The sequence below is a fragment of the Chitinophaga sp. genome (genome assembly GCF_017745275.1).
In the GTDB taxonomy this organism is placed as follows: Bacteria; Bacteroidota; Bacteroidia; order Chitinophagales; family Chitinophagaceae; genus Chitinophaga.
The window spans coordinates 480,059-501,141 of the sequence record NZ_JAGHZS010000006.1; the positions used below are offsets into that span (position 1 = coordinate 480,059).

At 43.3% G+C, this 21,083-nt stretch carries 18 protein-coding genes and 1 tRNA gene; 9 read left to right on the forward strand and 10 right to left on the reverse strand.

Translation table 11 applies throughout. From position 1 onward, the window contains the following. Positions 1 to 157 precede the first annotated feature (157 nt). Complete coding sequence (locus J7623_RS19010) at positions 158 to 505, reverse strand: helix-turn-helix domain-containing protein (protein ID WP_366839369.1); 348 nt, start codon at positions 503 to 505, stop codon at positions 158 to 160. An 87-nt stretch (positions 506 to 592) separates the two neighbouring features. On the opposite strand from J7623_RS19010, the gene J7623_RS19015 reads away from it, so the two are divergent. Beyond that, positions 593 to 1,117, forward strand: a complete 525-nt coding sequence (locus J7623_RS19015; protein WP_291923262.1) for a nuclear transport factor 2 family protein — start codon at positions 593 to 595, stop codon at positions 1,115 to 1,117. Between the two features lie 276 nt (positions 1,118 to 1,393). Here the strand turns inward: J7623_RS19015 and J7623_RS19020 are convergent, their stop codons facing one another. The 6 genes from J7623_RS19020 to J7623_RS19045 all read right to left on the reverse strand — a co-directional run bounded on the left by J7623_RS19020 (position 1,394) and on the right by J7623_RS19045 (position 5,426). Then, a complete protein-coding gene (locus J7623_RS19020; RefSeq protein ID WP_168739869.1) occupies positions 1,394 to 1,726 on the reverse strand; it encodes a hypothetical protein in 333 nt (110 codons plus the stop codon). Positions 1,727 to 2,397: 671 nt separating this feature from the next. Beyond that, entirely contained in the window at positions 2,398 to 2,928 is a 531-nt protein-coding gene (locus tag J7623_RS19025; RefSeq protein ID WP_291923267.1) for a nuclear transport factor 2 family protein, read from the reverse strand. A 74-nt stretch (positions 2,929 to 3,002) separates the two neighbouring features. Continuing rightward, the gene (locus J7623_RS19030; RefSeq protein WP_291923270.1) at positions 3,003 to 3,575 is read right to left on the reverse strand and encodes a dihydrofolate reductase family protein; all 573 of its coding nucleotides are present in this window, start codon (positions 3,573 to 3,575) and stop codon (positions 3,003 to 3,005) included. Positions 3,576 to 3,586: 11 nt separating this feature from the next. Further along, a complete protein-coding gene (locus J7623_RS19035; RefSeq protein ID WP_291923272.1) occupies positions 3,587 to 4,066 on the reverse strand; it encodes an SRPBCC domain-containing protein in 480 nt (159 codons plus the stop codon). A 4-nt stretch (positions 4,067 to 4,070) separates the two neighbouring features. Further along, a complete protein-coding gene (locus tag J7623_RS19040) occupies positions 4,071 to 4,550 on the reverse strand; it encodes a metalloregulator ArsR/SmtB family transcription factor (protein ID WP_366839373.1) in 480 nt (159 codons plus the stop codon). 303 nt (positions 4,551 to 4,853) lie between these two features. After that, positions 4,854 to 5,426 carry a hypothetical protein gene (locus J7623_RS19045; protein WP_291923274.1) on the reverse strand — a complete coding sequence of 191 codons (573 nt, stop codon included), beginning with the start codon at positions 5,424 to 5,426 and terminating at the stop codon, positions 4,854 to 4,856. A gap of 274 nt (positions 5,427 to 5,700) precedes the next feature. Here J7623_RS19045 and J7623_RS19050 point away from each other — a divergent pair, with 274 nt between their 5' ends. The 5 genes from J7623_RS19050 (at position 5,701) to J7623_RS19070 (ending at position 13,584) form a co-directional block, all read left to right on the forward strand. Beyond that, positions 5,701 to 5,910, forward strand: coding sequence for a phytanoyl-CoA dioxygenase family protein (locus tag J7623_RS19050; RefSeq protein WP_291923276.1), 210 nt, complete (start codon positions 5,701 to 5,703; stop codon positions 5,908 to 5,910). 298 nt (positions 5,911 to 6,208) lie between these two features. After that, on the forward strand, positions 6,209 to 6,805 hold the full coding sequence (locus J7623_RS19055; protein ID WP_291923278.1) for a sigma-70 family RNA polymerase sigma factor: 597 nt from the start codon (positions 6,209 to 6,211) through the stop codon (positions 6,803 to 6,805). A 69-nt stretch (positions 6,806 to 6,874) separates the two neighbouring features. Then, entirely contained in the window at positions 6,875 to 8,074 is a 1,200-nt protein-coding gene (locus J7623_RS19060; RefSeq protein ID WP_291923280.1) for a FecR family protein, read from the forward strand. A 192-nt stretch (positions 8,075 to 8,266) separates the two neighbouring features. Next, positions 8,267 to 11,689: a TonB-dependent receptor gene (locus J7623_RS19065; RefSeq protein ID WP_291923282.1), complete on the forward strand. Its 3,423-nt coding sequence runs from the start codon at positions 8,267 to 8,269 to the stop codon at positions 11,687 to 11,689. Between the two features lie 17 nt (positions 11,690 to 11,706). Beyond that, on the forward strand, positions 11,707 to 13,584 hold the full coding sequence (locus tag J7623_RS19070; protein ID WP_291923284.1) for a RagB/SusD family nutrient uptake outer membrane protein: 1,878 nt from the start codon (positions 11,707 to 11,709) through the stop codon (positions 13,582 to 13,584). 914 nt (positions 13,585 to 14,498) lie between these two features. On the opposite strand, the gene J7623_RS19075 is transcribed toward J7623_RS19070, so the two are convergent. The 3 genes from J7623_RS19075 to J7623_RS19085 all read right to left on the reverse strand — a co-directional run bounded on the left by J7623_RS19075 (position 14,499) and on the right by J7623_RS19085 (position 18,085). Then, positions 14,499 to 14,572 (reverse strand) — tRNA-Asp (locus tag J7623_RS19075). 104 nt (positions 14,573 to 14,676) lie between these two features. Beyond that, positions 14,677 to 17,085: a hypothetical protein gene (locus J7623_RS19080; protein WP_291923286.1), complete on the reverse strand. Its 2,409-nt coding sequence runs from the start codon at positions 17,083 to 17,085 to the stop codon at positions 14,677 to 14,679. After that, a complete protein-coding gene (locus J7623_RS19085; RefSeq protein ID WP_291923288.1) occupies positions 17,048 to 18,085 on the reverse strand; it encodes a hypothetical protein in 1,038 nt (345 codons plus the stop codon). Before J7623_RS19085 ends, J7623_RS19080 begins: the two co-directional genes overlap by 38 nt. Before the next feature lie 150 nt (positions 18,086 to 18,235). Here J7623_RS19085 and J7623_RS19090 point away from each other — a divergent pair, with 150 nt between their 5' ends. The 3 genes from J7623_RS19090 (at position 18,236) to J7623_RS19100 (ending at position 21,021) form a co-directional block, all read left to right on the forward strand. Continuing rightward, complete coding sequence (locus tag J7623_RS19090) at positions 18,236 to 19,078, forward strand: rhomboid family intramembrane serine protease (protein WP_291923290.1); 843 nt, start codon at positions 18,236 to 18,238, stop codon at positions 19,076 to 19,078. Positions 19,079 to 19,174: 96 nt separating this feature from the next. Further along, entirely contained in the window at positions 19,175 to 19,762 is a 588-nt protein-coding gene (locus J7623_RS19095; protein WP_291923292.1) for a sigma-70 family RNA polymerase sigma factor, read from the forward strand. Between the two features lie 80 nt (positions 19,763 to 19,842). Beyond that, complete coding sequence (locus J7623_RS19100) at positions 19,843 to 21,021, forward strand: FecR family protein (RefSeq protein ID WP_291923294.1); 1,179 nt, start codon at positions 19,843 to 19,845, stop codon at positions 21,019 to 21,021. Positions 21,022 to 21,083: the final 62 nt, after the last annotated feature.

The following is a 21,083-nucleotide window of genomic DNA, read 5'->3' on the forward strand; positions in this document are numbered from 1 at the left end:
ATCCTTAAATGATACAGTCTCTTTTTATTTGAAGATTATCATAGACGTCTGTTGTTATTAAATGAACAAGAGCCAGGTTCTTGAAAAGATATCGTGAAGTATCCCCCGGCGTCTTCGTGTTGCCTGCATTTTTTTTACATACCCTGGGTTGCTAATATTATTTCTCTTTAATTTTTATTCTATGCTGCTTACCCCATTTAATCATTTCTTCAATAATGGGTTGCATGCTAAGACAATAGGTTGTTGGTTTGTATTCAATCCATAGCGGATATTCGTCGTGAATTATTCTTTTAATCAGCTTATTTGCTTCCAGATCCTTGAGCTCTTTGCTTAGCATCCTTGTGGTGATCCTGGGGATCTTTTTGTGGATTTCCATAAAACGATTATTCCCATTACATAGGGAAAAAATGATCAGCAATTTCCATTTGCCACTTAAAACATAGAGGGTGTCCTGCACGTAACACATTTCCTTTTCGGTATAAATCCTTTTCGTGGTCAATGACATAACTTTTTGGGTTTAGTATACAAAAGTATACTCATATCAAAAGTATACTTCAGCGGATTAATTTTGTTCTGTACAAAAAATAAAAATATGAATTTTGAAAAAGAGTTACAATACCTGCAAGACCGCATACATATCCAGGATACTATAAGCAGGTATGCGATTGGGCAGGATGCACACCAGGGAAATGACTGGAATGTGCTTGAACAATGGAAAGATACATTTACTTCCGATGCTATGTTGGACTTTACAGTTTTTGGTATACCGGTATGTTCCTATGAACAACTCGCTTTTTATATGCGTGGGAATGAAACACAAAAAGGCAAAATGAATGAAGTGTTTTCAAACTGGCAGCATATGCTAGGCCTACCACTGGTTAGCGTGCAGGAAAATGAAGCAACCGCAAGAACCGACGTATGGGCCACACATAATAGTATTACAAACAAGGAGGTGTCTCCTTATTCTCTATATGCAGCCGGTGCTTTTCATGATAAACTGGTAAGAACGCCCCAGGGCTGGAGAATACAATTAAGACGTATGGAACTATATTTCATGAATACGATATCCGTTGTTGCAATGCCGGGTAATGTAGTGGATGTTATAAGCGGAACCTGATATGATGGCAGGCAATAAGATGACGCTTGCAGTATTCGCGTTATTCGTTAGCCTGTTGGATAATGCCGGCTCAAACGAAAAGAGGGCTGCAAGCAGTGTGACTAAGACCATCGATGGACCGGACCAACCAATGCAAATTCGTAGTGCTTCAATGTAAATGTTCTAAACTGGGATACCAGGCCATAAAGAAGCGGGTATAAATTAAAACAATATACCGTTAAAAGAACAACCAGTCCTCCTGGGAGCCGGTTGTTCTTATTACCTGTTGTGTGGGCCTTAGTTGATCTTGATACGGGAGATCTTACCGTCAAGGCCGTTATTCCGGATAAAGGAAACCACTACGTACTCATCTTCATAGCTCCGTTCGAAGGTATCGACGGTATACTCAGGAGAGATCCTTTTTACATTGATGATAGTGAAATCATCGGATGTAGAGCCGTCGGGAGAATCATATGCCATAATCTCGCAACCTGGTCTTACGCCATACAATTTGCAAGATCTGATCTCGTCATTCTTTACCGGGCGGAAGTTCTGTCCAGGTGTATCTTCCACGGTCTGCACAATGTTTTGAGTGCCATTGTTGCCTTCATAAAAAACGATAATACCCATAATAGATTAAATTTTGAGAGAGTGAATAAATATAATTAACAGACAATCCTGCAGGATATAACATTAGCAGCCAACAGCGCCTTAGCTTACTTTCATGATTAACAAAAAAAATCATCAATATTACCGCCAAACGGGTACGCTTTGCAGTTTATAATGGTGATAGTCAACAAATAGTGAGGTGTAAATCAGGTTTTCAGGATTTTATACCATGGTTATTTTTTATTTCGAGGTTTATGCTATAGAATAATGTCTGTATGAAAATAAGGAGAATGTTAGAAATAAAAAAATTATTAGTTGTCCTAACATGGTGTTGGTGGTTTATATCCTTTTTTAACGGGTGTTTTAACAATGCTGGCAGGATGGCAGTTGTTGAGTAATTTGCAACTGGTAAACAAATTAGCCTAAATAAAGTAATATAAACTGACCGGGGAATATTAAGGGGAGATCGATTAACTAATCGGCCATAAAAGAAAAAGCCGCTCAATGTGCAGCTTTTTTCGAATTTCTTCGCGGGCTGCAGGGGACAAATATCGTACTTTTTTGTCTCCGATTTGAAGAAAGTGTACCAGTGTTACAGGCAAGTTTTATAATTATATCTAAGGGAGTAAAAATAATAAGGCGTCAATGGCGCCTTATTATTTTTTACCAATGAATCTCATCTAAATGGGGATTTACGGTGTTGACAATCTTTTGTCTTCCCAATCAATAATTAGTTTTCTTTTTACAAATAGCCATTGATTATTTTGGCGGGTATAAGTATCATAATAGCGAATACCTTCGGTTAGTAATATCCTTTTTCCATCTTCAAACAAAATATGATGGGCAAGACATTGAACAACCCCGGTTGTGTCATCCCCGAATTTGATCAGGTTCTGCCCGTTAAGGTGAAATGTCATATTGTATTTTTCCAGGCCCTTGAACGCTTTTTCTAATTCTTTCCGCCCTTTTAATACGATAACAGGCTTGCTTGTATCAGGCTCTGACCGATAAACTTCCAACGTACCATTTTCAACAAAAAGAGCTGCCTGCCGTTGAGCTTTAGTCCTGTCCGCGTAATATGCAAAACTGTCAATTAACTCGCGTATAGCGATGTCATTTCTGAATGCATTTGAATTTAGTCGCCGTGCGGAGTCCGGTGCGGACTGCGATTTTACAGACAATGTCTGTATTATAAATAGCAGAATGATGGTTACATTTTTCACATAGTGGATTTGAGGTCAGGGTTTATATTTTCGTTTGTTTCAATGACTGCTAATGTCCTGTTAGTGGATCGTTGTTATTGTCTGTCCACTGTGTAATTCAGTTCAGTTACCCCACAAGTAAATTGTCTGGTAGTCAACAGGTTTAGTTTTATTTTGTCTTTGATGTCTACAAATAATGGAATGCCTTGTCCAAGAATAATTGGATTAACGAATAGCCAATAGCCATCAATTAAGTTCTGTTGAATAAGTGAATGTGTGGCTGTCGGGCTACCAAAAAGCAGGACTTCTCCATCTGCCTGTTGTTTTATTTCGTTTATTTTATCTGAAATATTGTCGCTAATAATTGTTGTATCAGTCAAACCCGCGTCTTTCATTGTTTTCGATAAAACAACTTTGCGAACTTTGTTATACCACTTTGAGTGTTGAGTGTCGTGCTTGGTCGCATTAGGCTTGTCTCCTGCGGTAGGCCAGTAATTTTCCATCATCTGGTAAGTTACTCGTCCGTATAATGCCGTATCGGTTTCGCCGATCCGCTTGCCAACATGATCAAAAATTTCTTCACCAAGTTTGATCCAGTTCATCTCTCCGTTCGGTCCTGCTACAAAACCGTCAAGCGAAATGTGCATAAATGAAATTATTTTTCTCATATTTTTATTATTTATGGTTTGTTGCTTTGTAATATTTTAATATAGTTTTCAAGTCGATTTAAAGTCTGCTTGCCACCTTCAATGGCATTTATCCGTCTATTCAGTTCTTCAATAATTTCTTTTGACTTAAATACTGACTTCATTGTCAGTAATGTTTTTTCTTCAACCTCTTCAAATAAAATTGAAACTATGAAATCATAATCTTCGCTTTCGCCAAAATGTTTATAGGATAAAAGGGAAGGTTTTTCTACTGCCAAATACTCAACTTTGCTATCCCAATCCTGTCCCCAACCATGCATAACAGAATCCCAGGTTTTACCAGGTTCTACATTCATTGATTTTATAGTCAGCGAAAAACCGTCTGGCCCCCACCATTCTTTTATATGCTCCGGGGTGGTCCATACTTCCCAAACCAAATCCCTTGGAGCATCGAGGATTCTCGTATGTATAAGACTGTTCCCTTCCTGTTTGAATGTATTGTACTTCTCCATCTATCTATTTTTTCTTGTTTTGAATTTTAGCCAGATAATTTTCCAATGAGTCTAATTTATTGTCCCAATAGTTTCGATATTGATCTACCCAGTCTGTTACTTCTTTTAATCTTTCGAGTTTGGCTTCGCAATATCTTTCCCTGCCCTGTTGTTTGATTACAATCAGGCCACAATCGTTCAGAAATTGTACATGCAATGAAACTGCCTGACGGGTGATATCAAACTCTTTGGCAATAGCATTAACATTTAGTGATTTCCGAGCCAACATACCAATAATTTGCCTGCGGGTTGGATCTGCTATTGCCTGAAAGATGTCTTTTGTTGGTGCCATATTGCGCAAGTGATTTCTTGCAAATTTATATGCAAGTTTTGACTTGCGCAAATTTATTTTAACTACTTCTATAAAAAAACATTCAATCGAATTTTTTGAGCTTCCAAAATCTTGTTCGAAAGGGAGTGCAGGTTCGATTCCTGTTCTGGGCACGAAAAAAGAAAGGCTTTAAGTCATTGGACTTGAAGCCTTTTAGTTTACACAAATTGCGCTTTTGGGAGGACTTAATATTTAAGTCGTTATAAAGAATAGTTTGTGGTTCGATTCCTGATATGGAGTAGCGAAAGTTTTTTTTCGGAGTTTATTCTTCCAGAATACCATGTAACGGTTTAAGGCTTTGTGTTGTGGTTGGAATTAAAGAACATTATCCCAGCCCATAGCTAAAAGCCAAATTGAAAACTAAAAATAATCTTTGTTGGTCAGCCCGACATAATACAAAACCACTGTTGCCTGTTGTTATTGGTCTTCGCCCAAATACTTCGCTTTGATAAATCTTGTGCAATCATCTTTAAATTCGTCAGTATAGTCGAACAGTATAGCTGAACCGCCTGATTGAACTACCGTTTTTACAAAATTATAAATTTGTTGTCCACCTTGAGGATCAACCCCTGCCAAGTCAAAAATGATTTTGTCTGTCCAGGATAAAGTTGCATAAAGGGAAAGTTGTCGTCTGGGAGTTCCTGCCAGTGTTTGTATTTTGGTCTTTGGCATAATCCATTTTGTGTTATAGATCATGTTACAAACTGGATTTGACTTGTTGGCATACTTGTCAAGATAGCCGCCAACGGTCATAGGAAAAAAGCGATGCCAAAACGACTTTTCTGCTATGTGTTCTACATATTTTAATGGTGTATTGATTTCAATTAAGTCATTGTATTGTTTTCCTGTCAGTATATCAATCATTTTCAGTTCAACGGGTCGAAAATAGGGTCCGCCAGGAAGCTGAATAATTATAATGTCACCCTTTGTTAAAATGAATGAGGGAATATAAAATTTGTCAACAGTCTGTTCAGAAAACTTTATCAGCATAATGGTTAGTATAATAGCAGGTAACGGTTTCGGGCTTTGCGTTGAACAATGCGAACTACCAGACCTGAAATAGTCCAGCCAGATTCATGAACAACGAAGTTTGAGTGTGTTTCATTCATTTCATAAACAATAGGTCTGCAGAGAATTCGGATGGGGCCCCAGCTATACGTTCTGCAGAATATTTGAAAACGTCTGTCGAAGTTAGCACTAAAGTTTGATAGAATTACTACAATTCCTGATCTGGTCGCCCGCTTACCGCAAGGCAGCTTATTAGTTGCTGGGATGTTCGTTCAGTCTGTTTCATGACCAGCTGTTTTGTAAGCCCGCAAAACATGACGGAGTAGTGGCGTGGCATCAGGAATTCTCCTATTGGACATTCACTAAACCCATGCACCACCTGAACTGTTGGATTGGGCTGGACAATGCCACAACAGAAAATGGCTGTCTGTATTATGTGCCCGGCAGTCACAAATGGGGCCTGTAATGTAATAATCCCCGGACGAACCTTCACCAGGTCTATTCCGTGCAATCTGCGCGGAGAGCGGATAGGGAAGGATAGCATTCGCCTGATCAATAATTCTTTTTCATTTAGGATTGGCGCAAATCAACCGGCAACATTCATACTGCAATAGCAATTTTTGTCCTCTATTATATTGAATGAAGTTTCAGACTGCCGGCAATGGCAAATAAAGCATCGGAATTTGTCAAATTGCAGGATGTTTTGAGAGAGCATTAGTCATAAATTTATTACATCGCAATATCTATGATCAATTACCAATCTGATGGAATGTGCCAATGATTATAATGAGCAAGCACTACTAGCGATGGTCGCCTTGGGTAACGAGTCGGCATTCCTGAAACTTTTTAATCATAACAAAACGAAAATTTACTCAATACTGCTGACCATCACCCGTTCCCGGGTACATGCAGAAGAGTTACTGCAGGATGTTTTTCTTGTCATATGGAAAAGAAGGAACTGTCTTGAATCCATCTCCTGTTTTCAATCTTACCTGTTTATTGTTACCCGTAACAAAGCTTTTAAAGCGTTACGACGTATAGCCAAAGAACAACTTACTGCATATCAGCTTCCGGCGGAGGAATTATATCATGATGATGTGAGAGAAGCTATGCAGGTGCTTGAGCAGCGCCGGTTGTTACAGCATGCGCTCAGCTGTTTATCGCCCCAGCAACGGCAGGTCTACCAACTGATGAAGATAGAAGGATTCTCCAGGGAGCAATCTGCACAAGTAATGCAAATAAGACCTGAAACAGTTAAAGCGCACCTGGCAAAAGCCGTAAAGTTTGTGCAGGCGTATTGCCGCGCCGGTATCAGGTTAATGATCTTAACTATTCCAATCATATTCTTCAGGATAAAATAATTTTTCAGCTGCACTAACCCTTTTTCTTTTTCCTGGTACTCCTTGTAATTAATAACTCCTATTTGAAACATGGAACAGGAAAGATGTCAATATCTCTTTGATCGCTATGTATGTAGTAAGGCAACAGTAGAAGAGGAGCGGGAGTTCATGGAAATGGTAATTCGTCCGGAGAATAAGCAGATCCTGATGGAGATGCTGCAGCGCTATATGCAGGGCGATTTTACATCTGTCGTTCCGTCCGATGCTGTGGAGGATAAGCTGCGGGTATTGATAGCCTGTGAGCAAACAGCGCCACAGGCGGTGATAGTCCGCGCAAAAAGGTGGCTGTGGGCTGCGGCCTCTGTTGTTGTACTGGTCACTGCTACCTACCTTTTCCGGCATAAGCAGGTTCCTGCCACATCGCAGGCTGTAATAGTGGTGGATGCGCCGGCAGCAAAAAATGGTGCTGTACTTACATTGGGAAATGGAGAAGTAATCCAGCTGGACGATGCTGCCAACGGTGCATTGACTTCCCAGGGCAAAGTTGCTATCAGCAAATCGTCTGATGTAGTAACCTATAAATTGGTTGGCAAGGATAGTGGCGCAGTGACATATAATACACTGAGAACACCCAGGGGCAGACATATGTCTATCGAACTGGCTGATGGCTCAAAAGTATGGTTGAACGCAGCCAGCAGTATACGCTTTCCATCAGTTTTTAAAGGCAGGGAGCGGCATGTGGACATAACAGGGGAAGTATATTTTGAGGTTGCCCGCATGTTGATGCCAGATGGGAAGCATAAGCTGCCGTTTACCGTTACCGTGGGCGATATGAACATAGAAGTGCTGGGTACCCATTTTAACGTCAACGCCTATCCCGATGAACCATATGTTGCAACAACTCTGCTTGAGGGTGCGGTGAAGGTAAAACAAGGTAACCGGGAAGCAGGCCTGCTGCCAGGCCAGCAATCACTATTACAGCGCAATGAGGGGCAAACACTAACCATAAACAAACATGTTAATACCGCAGAAATAACGGCCTGGAAAGATGGATATTTTCACTTCGAAAGTACCACGCTGACATCAGCCCTTCGTCAATTTTCCAGGTGGTATGATGTGGATTTCATTTTTGAGGGGCGCGAACCTAACGATAAAATATTTGCGATTATTAAACGCAGTAATAACCTTTCCACGGTATTAAAGGCACTGCAAACCACCAATTCACATTTCACGATTGAAAAAAGAAGTAACGCTGGTACAGGAGAAAAACTGATTGTACGAATGCAATAATTGATCTGGCAGCATTATGCCGGCCCAAAAAAAGCCAGGAGTGGCCTTAACACCCCTGGCAGGAATGGGCTATTAAATACAGTATCGAATCAGATTTACACACCCAAACATTGCAAAGTTATGCAATTAATTCCTGTTTACATTTTATCAAACCAAAGGGCGCCACGGCCCTCTCAAAAAATTTTGAGGATCATGAAAGTTGCATTGTTCCTGATACTCGGCGCCTGCCTGCAATCTGCAGCCAGCACGAATGGGCAAAATGTTACATTGTCGGTCAGAAATGCGCCGGCGAAAGAAGTGTTCCGGGAGATCCAGCAACAAACAGGTAAAAGCCTGGTGGTTGGTGAGGAGGTGCTTTCCAAAATTGGCATGCTCTCCCTGAATGTCAGAAATCAACCAGTAGAGAAAGTACTGGAGCTATGTCTGAATAAGAACAAATTTACCTATGCTGACATAGACGGCATTATTGCCATTTCTGCCAGAATAGGAGATAGGCTGCCGGCTGAAGCCCCGCCGGCAATTGATACGCCTGGAATTGTAATCACCGGTAAGGTAATAGATGCCAGTGGTCATCCGCTTCCTGGAGCATCCGTGTCAAGGGAAGGCAGCCATGATGGTACCGCCACAGATGCAAACGGTAATTTCAGGTTGAGAGTACCGGCAGGAAATGCGGTATTGCTGGTAAGCTATATTGGCTATCAGCAAACCCGTTTGACAGTCAGCAAAGCGGGTTTCCAGTCTGTTACGCTGAAACCTTCTGAGTCGAAGGTAGACGAAGTAGTAGTGGTTGGGTATGGCACGCAGAAAAAGGCCAGCCTCACATCCGCAGTCACCACAGTGGACGCCAGAGAGATGACCAATATCGCAACAGCCAACCTGTCTAATGTGCTGGCAGGACGCGCCTCCGGCACCTTTGTGCAAACAGGAACCGGCGTGCCGGGGAAGCCATCCGCCGTTCGTATCCGTTCCTCTTCTTCCTGGAATAGCGCAGGACCGCTGATTGTTATTGACGGTGTGGTGCGAGACCAAACTGCATTCGATGCGCTTGATCCTAACCAGGTACAGAATATCACTATCCTGAAAGATGCGGCATCAGCCGCCATCTATGGCTCCCGTTCATCAGACGGGGTACTGTTGGTAACAACCAAAACAGGAAAGTCCGGAAAATCAACAGTTCAGTTTAACTCTGTATTCGGCGTATATAGCAAACCGGAAATTGATGTGAAATACCTGAGTATGGACCAGAGTATGGATATGTATAATTCCACGCACAAAGGAGCGGCCGACTTTCGGTTCAATCAATACGATCGGGACTGGATCCATCAAAACAATCCCAAGGGTAACCTGCACTACGATGAACTGTATCAGAACCCATTTAACCAGCGCCAGTCACTCAATATCTCTGGTGGTACAGACAGGGTTACATATTTTGTTGGTGGTACTTTCTATGATGAAAAAGGATTTCTGCCTCAACTGTCCTATCGCAAATATAGCATGCGCAGTAATGTGCAGGTGGCGATTACAAAAGACCTGACAGTGGGCCTCAACCTGAGTTATAACAATGGGCAACGCCACAGTGTACCAGGGCAGACGGACGACCTCTCGGGCCTTTATGAAAAGCTGAAGTATATCATGCCGCCCACCACCTATGCCTATATTGATGGTAAACCAATGGCCCCTAACTGGGTAACCAATCCGGTGGAGTTCATGAAGAATGGTGGCTATACACGTGTCAACAAGCAATACATGGATGGAATCATCAACCTGGAGTATAAAGTGCCTTATGTCAAAGGACTATCGTTGAAGGGAATTGTGGATCTGTATAACGGCAACGACTTCTCCAAATCCTACGCTATTCAGCCTCTCCTGTATCAGTTTAAAATAGACCCCAAAAGCGGTATACAGCAGATCTACACCAATGAAGTAATTGGTACCAAAGTTTCCACTTCTCCTGCACAACCTTATATCGGTAATGAAAACGGCAGAACTAATTCCTACCAGCTGAATGCCATTGCTAATTATGAAGGTCATTTCGGTAAACATAACCTGAATCTCACCGGCGTATACGAACAGTCGGATGGCTACTATACCTATTCAAGTATATATAAGTATAATTTTCCTGTATTTACCACCGATCAATTTCCTTTCGCCAGCCGCTCATCAGGGGATACTAAAGCCGATGGTTTTGAGAACTACCTGGATGCACGTGTTTCCTATGTGGGCAGGGTAAACTATGACTATGCCCACAAATACCTGGTGTCGGCCTCACTGCGGGCAGACGGATCTTCCAAATTTGCAAAAGATAAGCGTTGGGGATACTTCCCTGCGGCATCTTTCGGTTGGGTATTGTCTGAAGAAAATTTTCTGGCTGGCATGAAAAACAAAGGCATTGATCTGTTGAAATTGCGCGCCTCCTATGGCGCCACTGGTAATGATAATATCCCCAACTGGTTGTACAAGGAGATTTTCAATGCCTCTTCATCCTCTTTTTACCTTGGAGATCCCGGTAATCTGAAATCAATACTTGCCTATAACGGTATTGCACAAACGAATTATACCTGGGAAGGCGCTAGGTCCTACAACGTAGGTTTGGACCTTAATTACAGGCAACATTGGAATTTTGTTTTTGATGTTTGGACGAAGAATACGTTTAATATTCTCGGACAGCGCCTGCTTGAAACGCCTGTTGAGTTTGGATCCAGCTATCCGATTGAGAACTATGGCAAAATGAGCGCCAAAGGGATGGACATTGAACTGGGATATATTAACGGCCAGATAGGGAAAGACTTTACCTTCGACGTAAAAGCAACCTTCGGTCTTGCTACTACGAACGTGCAGGTAAAGGATAAAGCGTTGGGCGCTACACCTGCTGAAGATCCGGTAGGTAAGCCGTTAAACTACCAGGTAGGTTACCAGACAGCCGGCATTCTCCGCACAGATGCTGACGTTGCCGCCCTTCCTTCAAACTATACCATCTTTGGTGTGAAGCCGGAAAAGGGAATGATGAATTTTGTAGACGAGAGCGGTCCCAATGGTAAGCCAGATGGCGTGATTGATAGTTACGACAAAGTAGTGGTAGCAAAATATTCCAATGCACCGATCCTGGGAAGTCCCAGCAATGGTGGTACTGCGCAGGCTAACAATGCACCCATCAGCTATGGTCTGAATATCAACCTGGGTTATAAACATTTTCACCTCAACATTTTGCTCGCAGGGCTGGCGGGTTACAAAGTGATCTATAATGACCCATGGGGCAGGAATGGCGGTAATATTCCATATCCGGCGTATTATGATGATGCTTATTCCGACAGTAACCCGACCGGAAAGTTTCCAAAACTATATAATGCCAGCGGAAATCAACGGCAGGACTATTCAGTCGTTTCTTCGCTGAATATTTTCAATGGCGATTTTCTTCGCCTGAAAAACCTGAATCTTTCCTATGATTTTTCGCAATCCTTACTGAAACGATCCGGCCTGGGGACCGCACAGATATTTGCGGGCGCCACTAATTTGTTCTGCTTCAGGAAATTTAAGCTGTACGATCCGGAGGTTTATTCCTATGGCAGCTACCCCATCATGACAAATGTAACCCTTGGCCTTAACGTACAGTTCTAATGCAAAAATGTGCAATCATGAAAAGAAATCGTCTTAATTATATTTTGATGGCCTTGTTGGTAATCGCCGGCTTCACGGGCTGTAGGAAGATCCTGGAACGGGAACCTTTGAGCGCGCTCACAAATAGCCAGGTCTGGGCCTCCGATCGTGCTGCCACCGCTTACCTTGATACGGTATACTACGACCTGATGCCTTGCTGGCCATACGGAATGGCCAATGCCGGTGGCTGTTCCCGTGTATATAATAACTGGTTCTGGGACGGCTGGGTAAAGAACTGGCAGTTCGTGAATTTTGGAAATGGTAACGGTACAGATGAGGCGATATCTCCACATCGCTACTCAGATAAAGTACTGCTGGGTACTGCCACTTACGATTGGCTGGAGAACTATGATAATGCTGCTGCGGGAGTGCATTTGAGCTGGGCAGTAAATACTTTCGGTGATATCCGTACCTGTAATAACGTGCTGGCAAATGTTGATAAGGCAACTTTTGCACAGCAATCAAAAGACCTGATCAAGGGGCAGGCATTATTCTGGCGCGCATGGGCTTATTATAAACTGGTGAAAGATGTAGGCGGCCTGCCCCTTATACTCACACCACAACAGGCAGTCAATGATCTTTCGCAGGTGCAGATGCCCCGTAACAAAACATCAGAATGCGTAAAACAAATTTTGAAAGACCTGGATGATGCCATCGCGTTGTTGCCGGACAGCTGGAAAGGTGCAGACCTTGGCCGTATCGACAAAGGGATTGTAATGGCTTTCAAAGGGAGAGTGCTGCTGTTCTTCGCCAGCCCGTTATTCAACGGTCTGAATGGTATAGCCACCTGGCAAATGGCTTATGACGCCAACCTTGCTGCAAAAAATTTCCTGACAGGCATGGGCAAAGGCCTCTATCCCGTTTACGGAGATATCTGGAATAATGAACAGAATAAAGAACAGATCATGGTACGCCGCTTTACTTTTCCTGATGCCTATTATGCAGCTCCCGGAAATGCACCACTGCGTTACTCTGCTGATGACTGGGACAATGACATGCCTTCCCTGGAGCTGATAAATGCCTTCCCTATGAAGGACGGAAGCCGCTTTAATCCTTCAGCAGCCAATTATCCTACACTCTTTCAGAACAGGGATGACCGTTTTTATGCTTCCATCTATTATAATGGCGCACCGGTACAATTTACGCCCAGGATGACCAGTAAGAATGAATATTACTGGACCTATCTTACCAATCCAACGTTTACACCTGCAGGAGGCGTTACCGGTACACTGAACAGCATTGTCACAGATGGTAACTGGATAGGCCAGGGTATGGGGGAATTGAACTGTTTCTTTTTAAAGCTAAAAGGTGTAGACAGAGATGCCGCCAGTGTGGAGCAGTCTGATGTTGATTGGCCGGAAATCCGGTATGCAGAAGTATTGATGAACTATGGAGAAGCTGCAAACGAATTGGGTAAAACCAGTGAAGCGTTACAGGTTTTATACGACATCCGCCAACGCGCCGGCATAACTCTCGGATCAGGCAACTACGGTATTACTGCTGCAAGTCGGGAAGAGATTCGTACGGCATACCAGGATGAACGTTTCGTTGAATTTGCTTTTGAAGGAAAACGTTGGGATGATTTAAGGCGCTGGAAAAGATTTGACCTGCTGAGAGGTAAGCAACGGCATGGGCTCGCTGTTACCCTGAAGCAGGGAGAAACAGATCCAACTCCTATGGCTGATATTAATAAGGTTTACAACAAATTCAATTACACTGTAATTACCACAGATGCTGCCAATCTCTCTATTCCGGACAAAATGTATATATATGGGTTGCCATTTAGCTTCCTGTCCAGGAATCCAAAGTTGCAACAGAACATGATGTGGGGAGGGACTTTCGATCCATTTCAGTAATATCCTGATTCTCATATATTGATAGAATAATCACGGTGAAATGGCCTCCTGTTCCCAGGAGGCCCATTTTTTATAGTTGTAATTACTACATAGTTTGCCCGATATGGTTATGCTGTCATTTCCTTCAAAAAACCAGACAATCCCATCCCGAAAAATGGACAATATTCACATATGCTGATTTTTATTAATTCGAATATTGGAAATAACTTTGTTTGAATATTTTCAAGTGTAATAATTGCCGATACAGGAGTATGCCGATACTACGGTTAACACCGGCGGATATACGTAATTACCTCAGGAGCCTGTGCACCCCTCTATTGGAACTTTATTTTTACATGGTATTATTAATGCAATAGATAGGTGTTCATGAATTGAATACATGCCAGCAGTAAGCACTGGCGGACTTTCTATCCGCTGGCTTAATATTTAATATTGGTTAAAACAGACAGCAAAGTAAATGAAACAGAAATTATTGGATACAGACCATGAAATGAAGCCAACACGGTTGCCCTTAGCTCATTATTCGCTATGACCAGAATTTTACGTATTTCCATATTAATCACCACACTAAAACATGCCCTGATGCCAGCTTGCGATGGATAAGCGCCGGCTATATCCATGATGTATCCGCCTCAAATTCAAACTTCTCATTTCACTTCCTTTTATAGTTAACAAAAAATAGCAGGGTATTATAATATACGGAAATGAATACACTTGTTCCCAATCTATTTTAGTGACACCTTACAACTGGCGGGGGAGAGGTAAATATCAGTAATATTATTTGTAGCTTAGTAAGTGATAGTTAACCTTAATCAGGTAGCATAAAAAACGAGGAGAGAATTAATCGGAACTCGACTAAATACTCGACTTAAAATAGAAAACCCGCGACTAGCGCGGGTTTCTTCGAGATTTTGCGGACCGGACGGGACTCGAACCCGCGACCTCCGCCGTGACAGGGCGGCATTCTAACCAACTGAACTACCGATCCGTAATACCATAGGGCTTTTCAGCCGATTTGTATTCCCCTTTTGGGAGTGCAAATGTAGCAACATTATTTTCAATCTTCCAAATAAATTTCTGAAAAAAGCGAAATTATTTTTTCCAGGTAGTAATATCCGGGCAGCTACTCATCGCTGCCGCAAAGGCTGCGGTACTATTATACCGCGAGAAAAACACCTGCTCATACGGAGAATGATAATGCAGGCTGGATGAATGAGTGGCCGCATCACAAACCGCCAACATCACAGTAGCCTGTGCAGCCAGCTCCTCATTATTGCCAGCATAAGTAAGCACCTGCTGATACATACGAATGGCGTTGACACAGCGAAAATAGGGTCGCTGATAAGTTCGATCATTCGGGTAAAAGGTATACCACGCCCAGCGATGCCTCTGCCACCATTCGTCCTGATACATTTCTTCAACGTTACTTTTACCATAACTAAACATCATCCAGGCAGATCCCGGCCTGGAAATATTAAAGTAGGCATTGCCCAATAACAGGGATAGCCGCGCTTTTTCAGCAGCAGATGTTGTCACAGACAATGTATCCATTAACTGGATCATATCCTGTAGAATAAGTTTCTTGCTGACATAGGGATACTTTTTATAGGGTGTTTTATCAATCCCTTTCAACGCTCTGGTGGTACCAATATAACGTAAGGGCAACCCTTCGGTATAAGCATAGTTCTCCTTCCAGAAAAGATCCGGAATACGATTAAACGTAGCCATGGCCGCCTGATATTGTTGCTGCCGCAACTGGATGGTGCCCTTTAGGTCCAGGTAGAAATCATCCGTCGACCAAACACCAGGCGAAATCATTTTCTCAAAGGAGGTTTTGTGGGCACGATGTTTAAGCGCGAGTAATTTGTCTATGTCTGCCGGCTGAGCGTATTTATCAAAGAAAGCAATCCTGTTATAGCAGATGGTATCAGTGGGCGAATTGCTATAGCTGTCAGAGAAGCCATAGTAATCATTTACCAGCACATTCGCTTTTTGAAATAGTAATCCGGCTTTCACGATGTCGCCTTTATTTTGCATTTGCCGGCTAAGCAGGAGATACAGTTGTGAAATAGCAGTGTAAGGGCTGGAAGTATCGAAGAATGTTTCATACTGGTAGCTTTCTTCCCCGGAGCGGATAACAGCGGAAAGTTGTTTATATAAAGCTTCCTGTATATCCGGGCGGGTAACATCTGCGGTGTAAATAAGCTGGATGGTGCTGGCAATAGCTTGTTGCTTAAGGTACCGCGGCTGCCGGGTATGAATAGTTTTCAGGTAGGAGGCAGCTTCTCCGTATTGTTGGTCCATCTGGAATAAATGAACGATAGCAAGTTTCAACAGGGTTTTATCTGTCCCCGGGTACTTTAACATGTTAATCAACTGTGTACGCACCTGCCGGAGATATAGCAGGTCTTTCTGGTTGTTTTTTAGCTGGTAGGGGCCAGCAGAAAAGTCTTGTTTGGTGCCGCCAAAGCCCAGCAGCCTGGGTGATAGCAGCCAATCTTCCAGCTTATTGATTTCCCGGCAAATGAGCAGAGGCAGATATTTATTGGTAGGATCGGCAGCACTTATTTCCTGTATTGTCTTTAACCCTCTGCCAAAGTTTTTAAGACCTGCTACGGCATCAATTAATCTGCGTGTAGCCGGGTCTGTTACTGTTGGTTTTAAGGCCAACAGCTTTTTGGTGGTAAAGTATTTGTCTACATAAGCTTTCTTTTCGTCGCTGCGGTCAAATGCCTGTAGCAGCAATAATAACCGGCTGTTTTGATCTTTTTGTGCGTCGGCGTAATAGATCAATCCCCAATCTGCAACGATTGTTTTTTTATGCAACAGGTATTGATCATAACAGGATTGGATGCGTTCAAAAAGAAGAGGCGGCGCCGGTTCGTTATTGCTGTAGATAGTATAGGAAAGTATTTTAAGCACCTGGAAAGCGTAACGTTCCTGTAAAAAAGGAAGCGGAATGCTGCGGCATCGTTGTTCGCCATAAGTAGCCAGGGAATCAAGAAAGTGGTTGCTGTAAATAGGACCATCTGTTTCCCATGGATCTGCACTGGCTGCTGCCGTAGTGTATTCGATTGTTTTGGCAAAAGACAAATAGTCTAAAGTAGCGCGATGTTCCGGCTGCAATAGCCATTTAATAAAACTATTGTCTGTACTGCTTCCTGTTTGTTTAATGGTGTACAGGAAGTCGTCGGGCGACATCGCATATTGTACTTCGTAAATATCCTTGAGTGCTACCTGGGGGCCGGTAAGCTGTTGCCATTCCTGGCAGTTGCGGTGGTTGTCCGTTTTCAACGGGTCTGTATCGATGGCACTTGTAAAGGCGAGTGTATAATTAAACGGTTGCAGATGATCCAGCCCGCTTAGATAACTGCGGAACAGCATAATCCTGGCTTCGTCCGGATAAATTCCCGGAGGACAGCTGTCAGTGGGGTGGTAAGTAAAAAGTAGAAGCAGCAATGCACTAGTAGCGATCAAAAGTTTCCCGGATAACGCTTTCATAAGTGGTAATTGAAGGAAGATTCCAATAATAAAATGCAATATGCTGGTAGCCTGGTACCTTGTTGGTCATCAGGGCCACTGCGGCGCTGAGTGCCTGTGGGTCGGGATATTCCATGCGTAAGAGGTCACCTTCCCTGAAATAAAGATCATCTATCACCGTATCCCGCAGAAAGCGATAGCGATGTTCCTGCTCACGGATAAATACTGTTGTATCTGAAATGAAAGTTTCATTTTGGTATACAATCCGTTTAAACTGCTGATCCCGGAACCAGGTGTACCAGCCAAATACGGGAAAAGCCAGGTCTAACGGTAATGGATACGTTTTATCGCTCAGATATTGCCGGAGCTCCTGCAGGTCAAAGATGGAGTTCTGTGTAGAAAGATTGGTTATTTTACCGAGATTATAACACATCAACATCCCTCTATCTACAGGAGGAACACCCATTTTTTCCGGATACTTATAAGGATATAAACGAATAGTGGCTGATATCGCGATACCGGGATTGGCTTTCTTAAACGCTTCCAGGAAATGGAAGTATCGCTCCCGGGTGCCCGCTGTCCAGTCACAGTCAATTTGTATTTCGGGTACGGCATAAGAAGATATGCTGGCTTTCATCCGGGTAGTTACCGCTTTTATTTTGGCCGTTATTTTATGCGCCAGCTCTCCGCTTCCGTCGGTGGTCAACTGTTCAAATGTCCGGTTGGTAATGAAAACAACCGGGGTAAAGGAAATGAAGGAAAGGTATTTATCTTCATAAATATCATTTCTGATAACTGCTTTGGGAATAGCCATTTTAAGTGTTTCACTCCAGTCTACATCAAAGTAATGCAGGTAGAGATGAGTCGTTTTTAATTGTGCCAGCTTCCTATCTTCTTCATCCGATATGGCAAAACCGGATTTCCAGTAATAGAAGGAATGGAGGGGAGGATGCTTTTTTTCCGGCTTACAGGAAAAAAGCAGTATCAGCAAGGTATACAGGCAATACCGGTAGGGAAACATGATGGAAAGGAGTATAATCCAAAGCTACGGGAATTAATATTGATAACCTCCTTGTTATCTAGTATGATCCCTCCCCACATTTTGATATATTTGAACTATTCCTCATATTGCAGTGACGTTTGAAACCTGACCCGTCAAAATCTCTGTACCATGAATAACACCGGCTTCATCACCCTCGGTATCGTTATCGCAAATATCTTCTTCTCATACAGAGGATTCAAAAATCGCGCATTCTTCGATAAATACGCTTTTGTAGTGGAAAGAATACGGCTGTTTAAAGAATACTGGCGACTAATTACATCAGGTTTTCTGCACGTAAGCTGGCAGCATTTGCTGTTTAACATGATCTCCCTGTTGGGCTTTAGTTTGTTGTTGGAAGAAGGATTAGGCAGCATGGCTTTTCTATTGATTTACTTCGGTAGTTTAATCGGAGGCGATTTATTATCCCTATACATACACCGGAACAACAGCGATTATAGCTCAGTAGGCGCTTCGGGCGCGGTTTGCGGGGTGATCTTTGCGTCGATCGCTTTATTCCCCGGTATGTCTGTTAGTTTCTTCGGATTATTTCCGGTGGCAGGCTGGCTGTATGGACTGATCTATATCTTATATGCGATTTACGGGATTAAGTCGCGCAAAGACAATATAGGACACGATGCCCACCTGGGCGGAGCGCTGGTGGGAATGATGATCGCAATAGCACTGGAACCGCAGGCGATGATAGAAAATTTCGCTACTGTGGTGATTATCGCAGTACCGGCTATATTTTTTATGTATGTCATCATTACCAAACCACATGTATTGCTGGTAGACAATTTCTTTTACCGGCAGCACCACGTATTTGCGGATATCGACGATAAGTACATTGTTGACCGGGCCAACCGGCAGCGGGAACTGGATGCTATCCTCGATAAAATCCACAAGAAGGGCATCCATAGCCTGACAAAAGAGGAAAAGGAAAAACTGGAACGCTATTCCCAACAAATCAGTTAATCTTATCAGGAGCCTTGTATCCGCCCAATTTTTTATTACTTTAGCAGGGATACCACCAACCATTTAGAAAATTATTCCAGTAGCCTGCTAACTATAATGCACGATCACAACGATATTGACAAAGCATTGTTTCAACGCATCTCGGAAGGTGATGAGGGAGCGTTTGGTGTCCTGTTCAATACCGCTATGCAAAGTTTGGAGCCATTTATTCAGAAAATGGTGAAGTCGCCGGAGAATGCAAAAGAAGTGATACAAGCCACTTTTTTACGGGTGTGGTTAAGTCGCGACAAGCTCACAGATATTGACTATCCCAAAGCCTGGCTGTACAAAGTAGCCGCCAACGAATGTTATACCTACCTCCGGAAAGAAGCTACTGAATATCGCTTGCGGGAAGCGGTGATCACCGTAGCCGATGAAATAGATACCCCCAGCCGGCAATTGAGCCTGAAAGAACTGCACGTACTCATAGAAGAAGCGGTGCAATTATTATCTCCCCAACGGCGACGCATATTCCAGATGAGTCGTAATAAAGGCATGAAGATCCCGGAAATAGCCACGGAGCTGGATTTATCTCCCCATTCTGTTAAAAATGCGCTCGTCTTTTCCCTGAAGTCGATCCGGGAGCACCTGCGCCGTTATGGTCATACCATCCCGCTTGTGTACCTCCTTTTTATCTGTAAATAATTTTTTTTAGGAAGATAGGTCCTTTCTGCCGGCAGCTCATTCTTAATATTGGGTGTACTGTTAAATGGGCCCCTATAAGCATGGAGGAGCAAAGGGTTAAGTATTTATTGCAACAACGTCTTTCCGGGAAGGAAACTGCCGAGGAACAGGAAGAATTGTATCATCTGCTCAGGAATGATGATCATATGGAACTGTTTATGGCGGCGTTAACGGACCTGATGTGGCAGGCGCCGGCCAATGAAATGCCGGATACAACAACTCATCAGGCGTTGCTGAAAAGCATTACAGCCGCTGATGTTACCCTGCCTTTTGTGGAGTCTGTACGCCCCGTTCATCACCTGCGCTGGTGGTGGGCGGCTGCTGTAATGGGTGGAATACTGCTGGCAGCCGTTGGCTATTGGTGGATAAAGCCGGCTACTACGGTAGCGCCTATACCGGCAATAGCGCAGCGGTATAAAAATGACGTTGCACCCGGTGGCAATAAAGCAACGCTGACACTTGCCAACGGGGCAGTCATTACCCTCGATGAGGCCCAAAATGATACCCTGGGCAAACAGGGAAACACCACCATCATCAAACTACAAAACGGACAGGTACAATATAAAGCAGGAGGAACAACGGACGAGGTGAGCTATAATACGTTAACCACTCCACGCGGGGGACAATACCAGCTTACCCTGCCCGACGGTACCAAAGTATGGCTGAATGCAGCCAGCTCCCTGCATTTTCCCACTGCCTTCAGAGGTAATAACCGGGAGGTAATACTTACGGGAGAAGGATACTTCGATGTAGCACCATTGCCCGGTAAGCCATTCCGGGTGAAAGTAAATGAAACAGAGATCGCTGTGTTAGGTACGCAGTTCAATATTATGGCCTATCCCAACGAAAAGGTAATGGCGGTGACCCTCTTGGAAGGAGCGGTGAATGTCAGCCATCGTGGTGTAGTGAAAAAATTACAACCAGGGCAGCAGGCACGGATGGCCGGCAACAACAGTATCGCCGTTACACAGGTGGATACACAGGCCGCGGTAGCCTGGAAAAATGGATTTTTCATCTTCGAACGGGCCGATATTGCCACGGTGATGCGGCAACTGGAACGATGGTATGATATAGACGTGGTGTATGAAGGAACACCACGTGAAATGTACTTTGGTGGCGGGATGCAGCGTAGCCTCCCTTTGTCACGCGTATTAAATATTCTCGAGAGAAACCAGGTGTTATTCAAAATAGATGGTCGGAAAATAACTGTACTACGATAGTAAGCACACCATATTTTTTAACATACTAAAACCAACACGCCTTTGAATTAAGAAGTCATTGC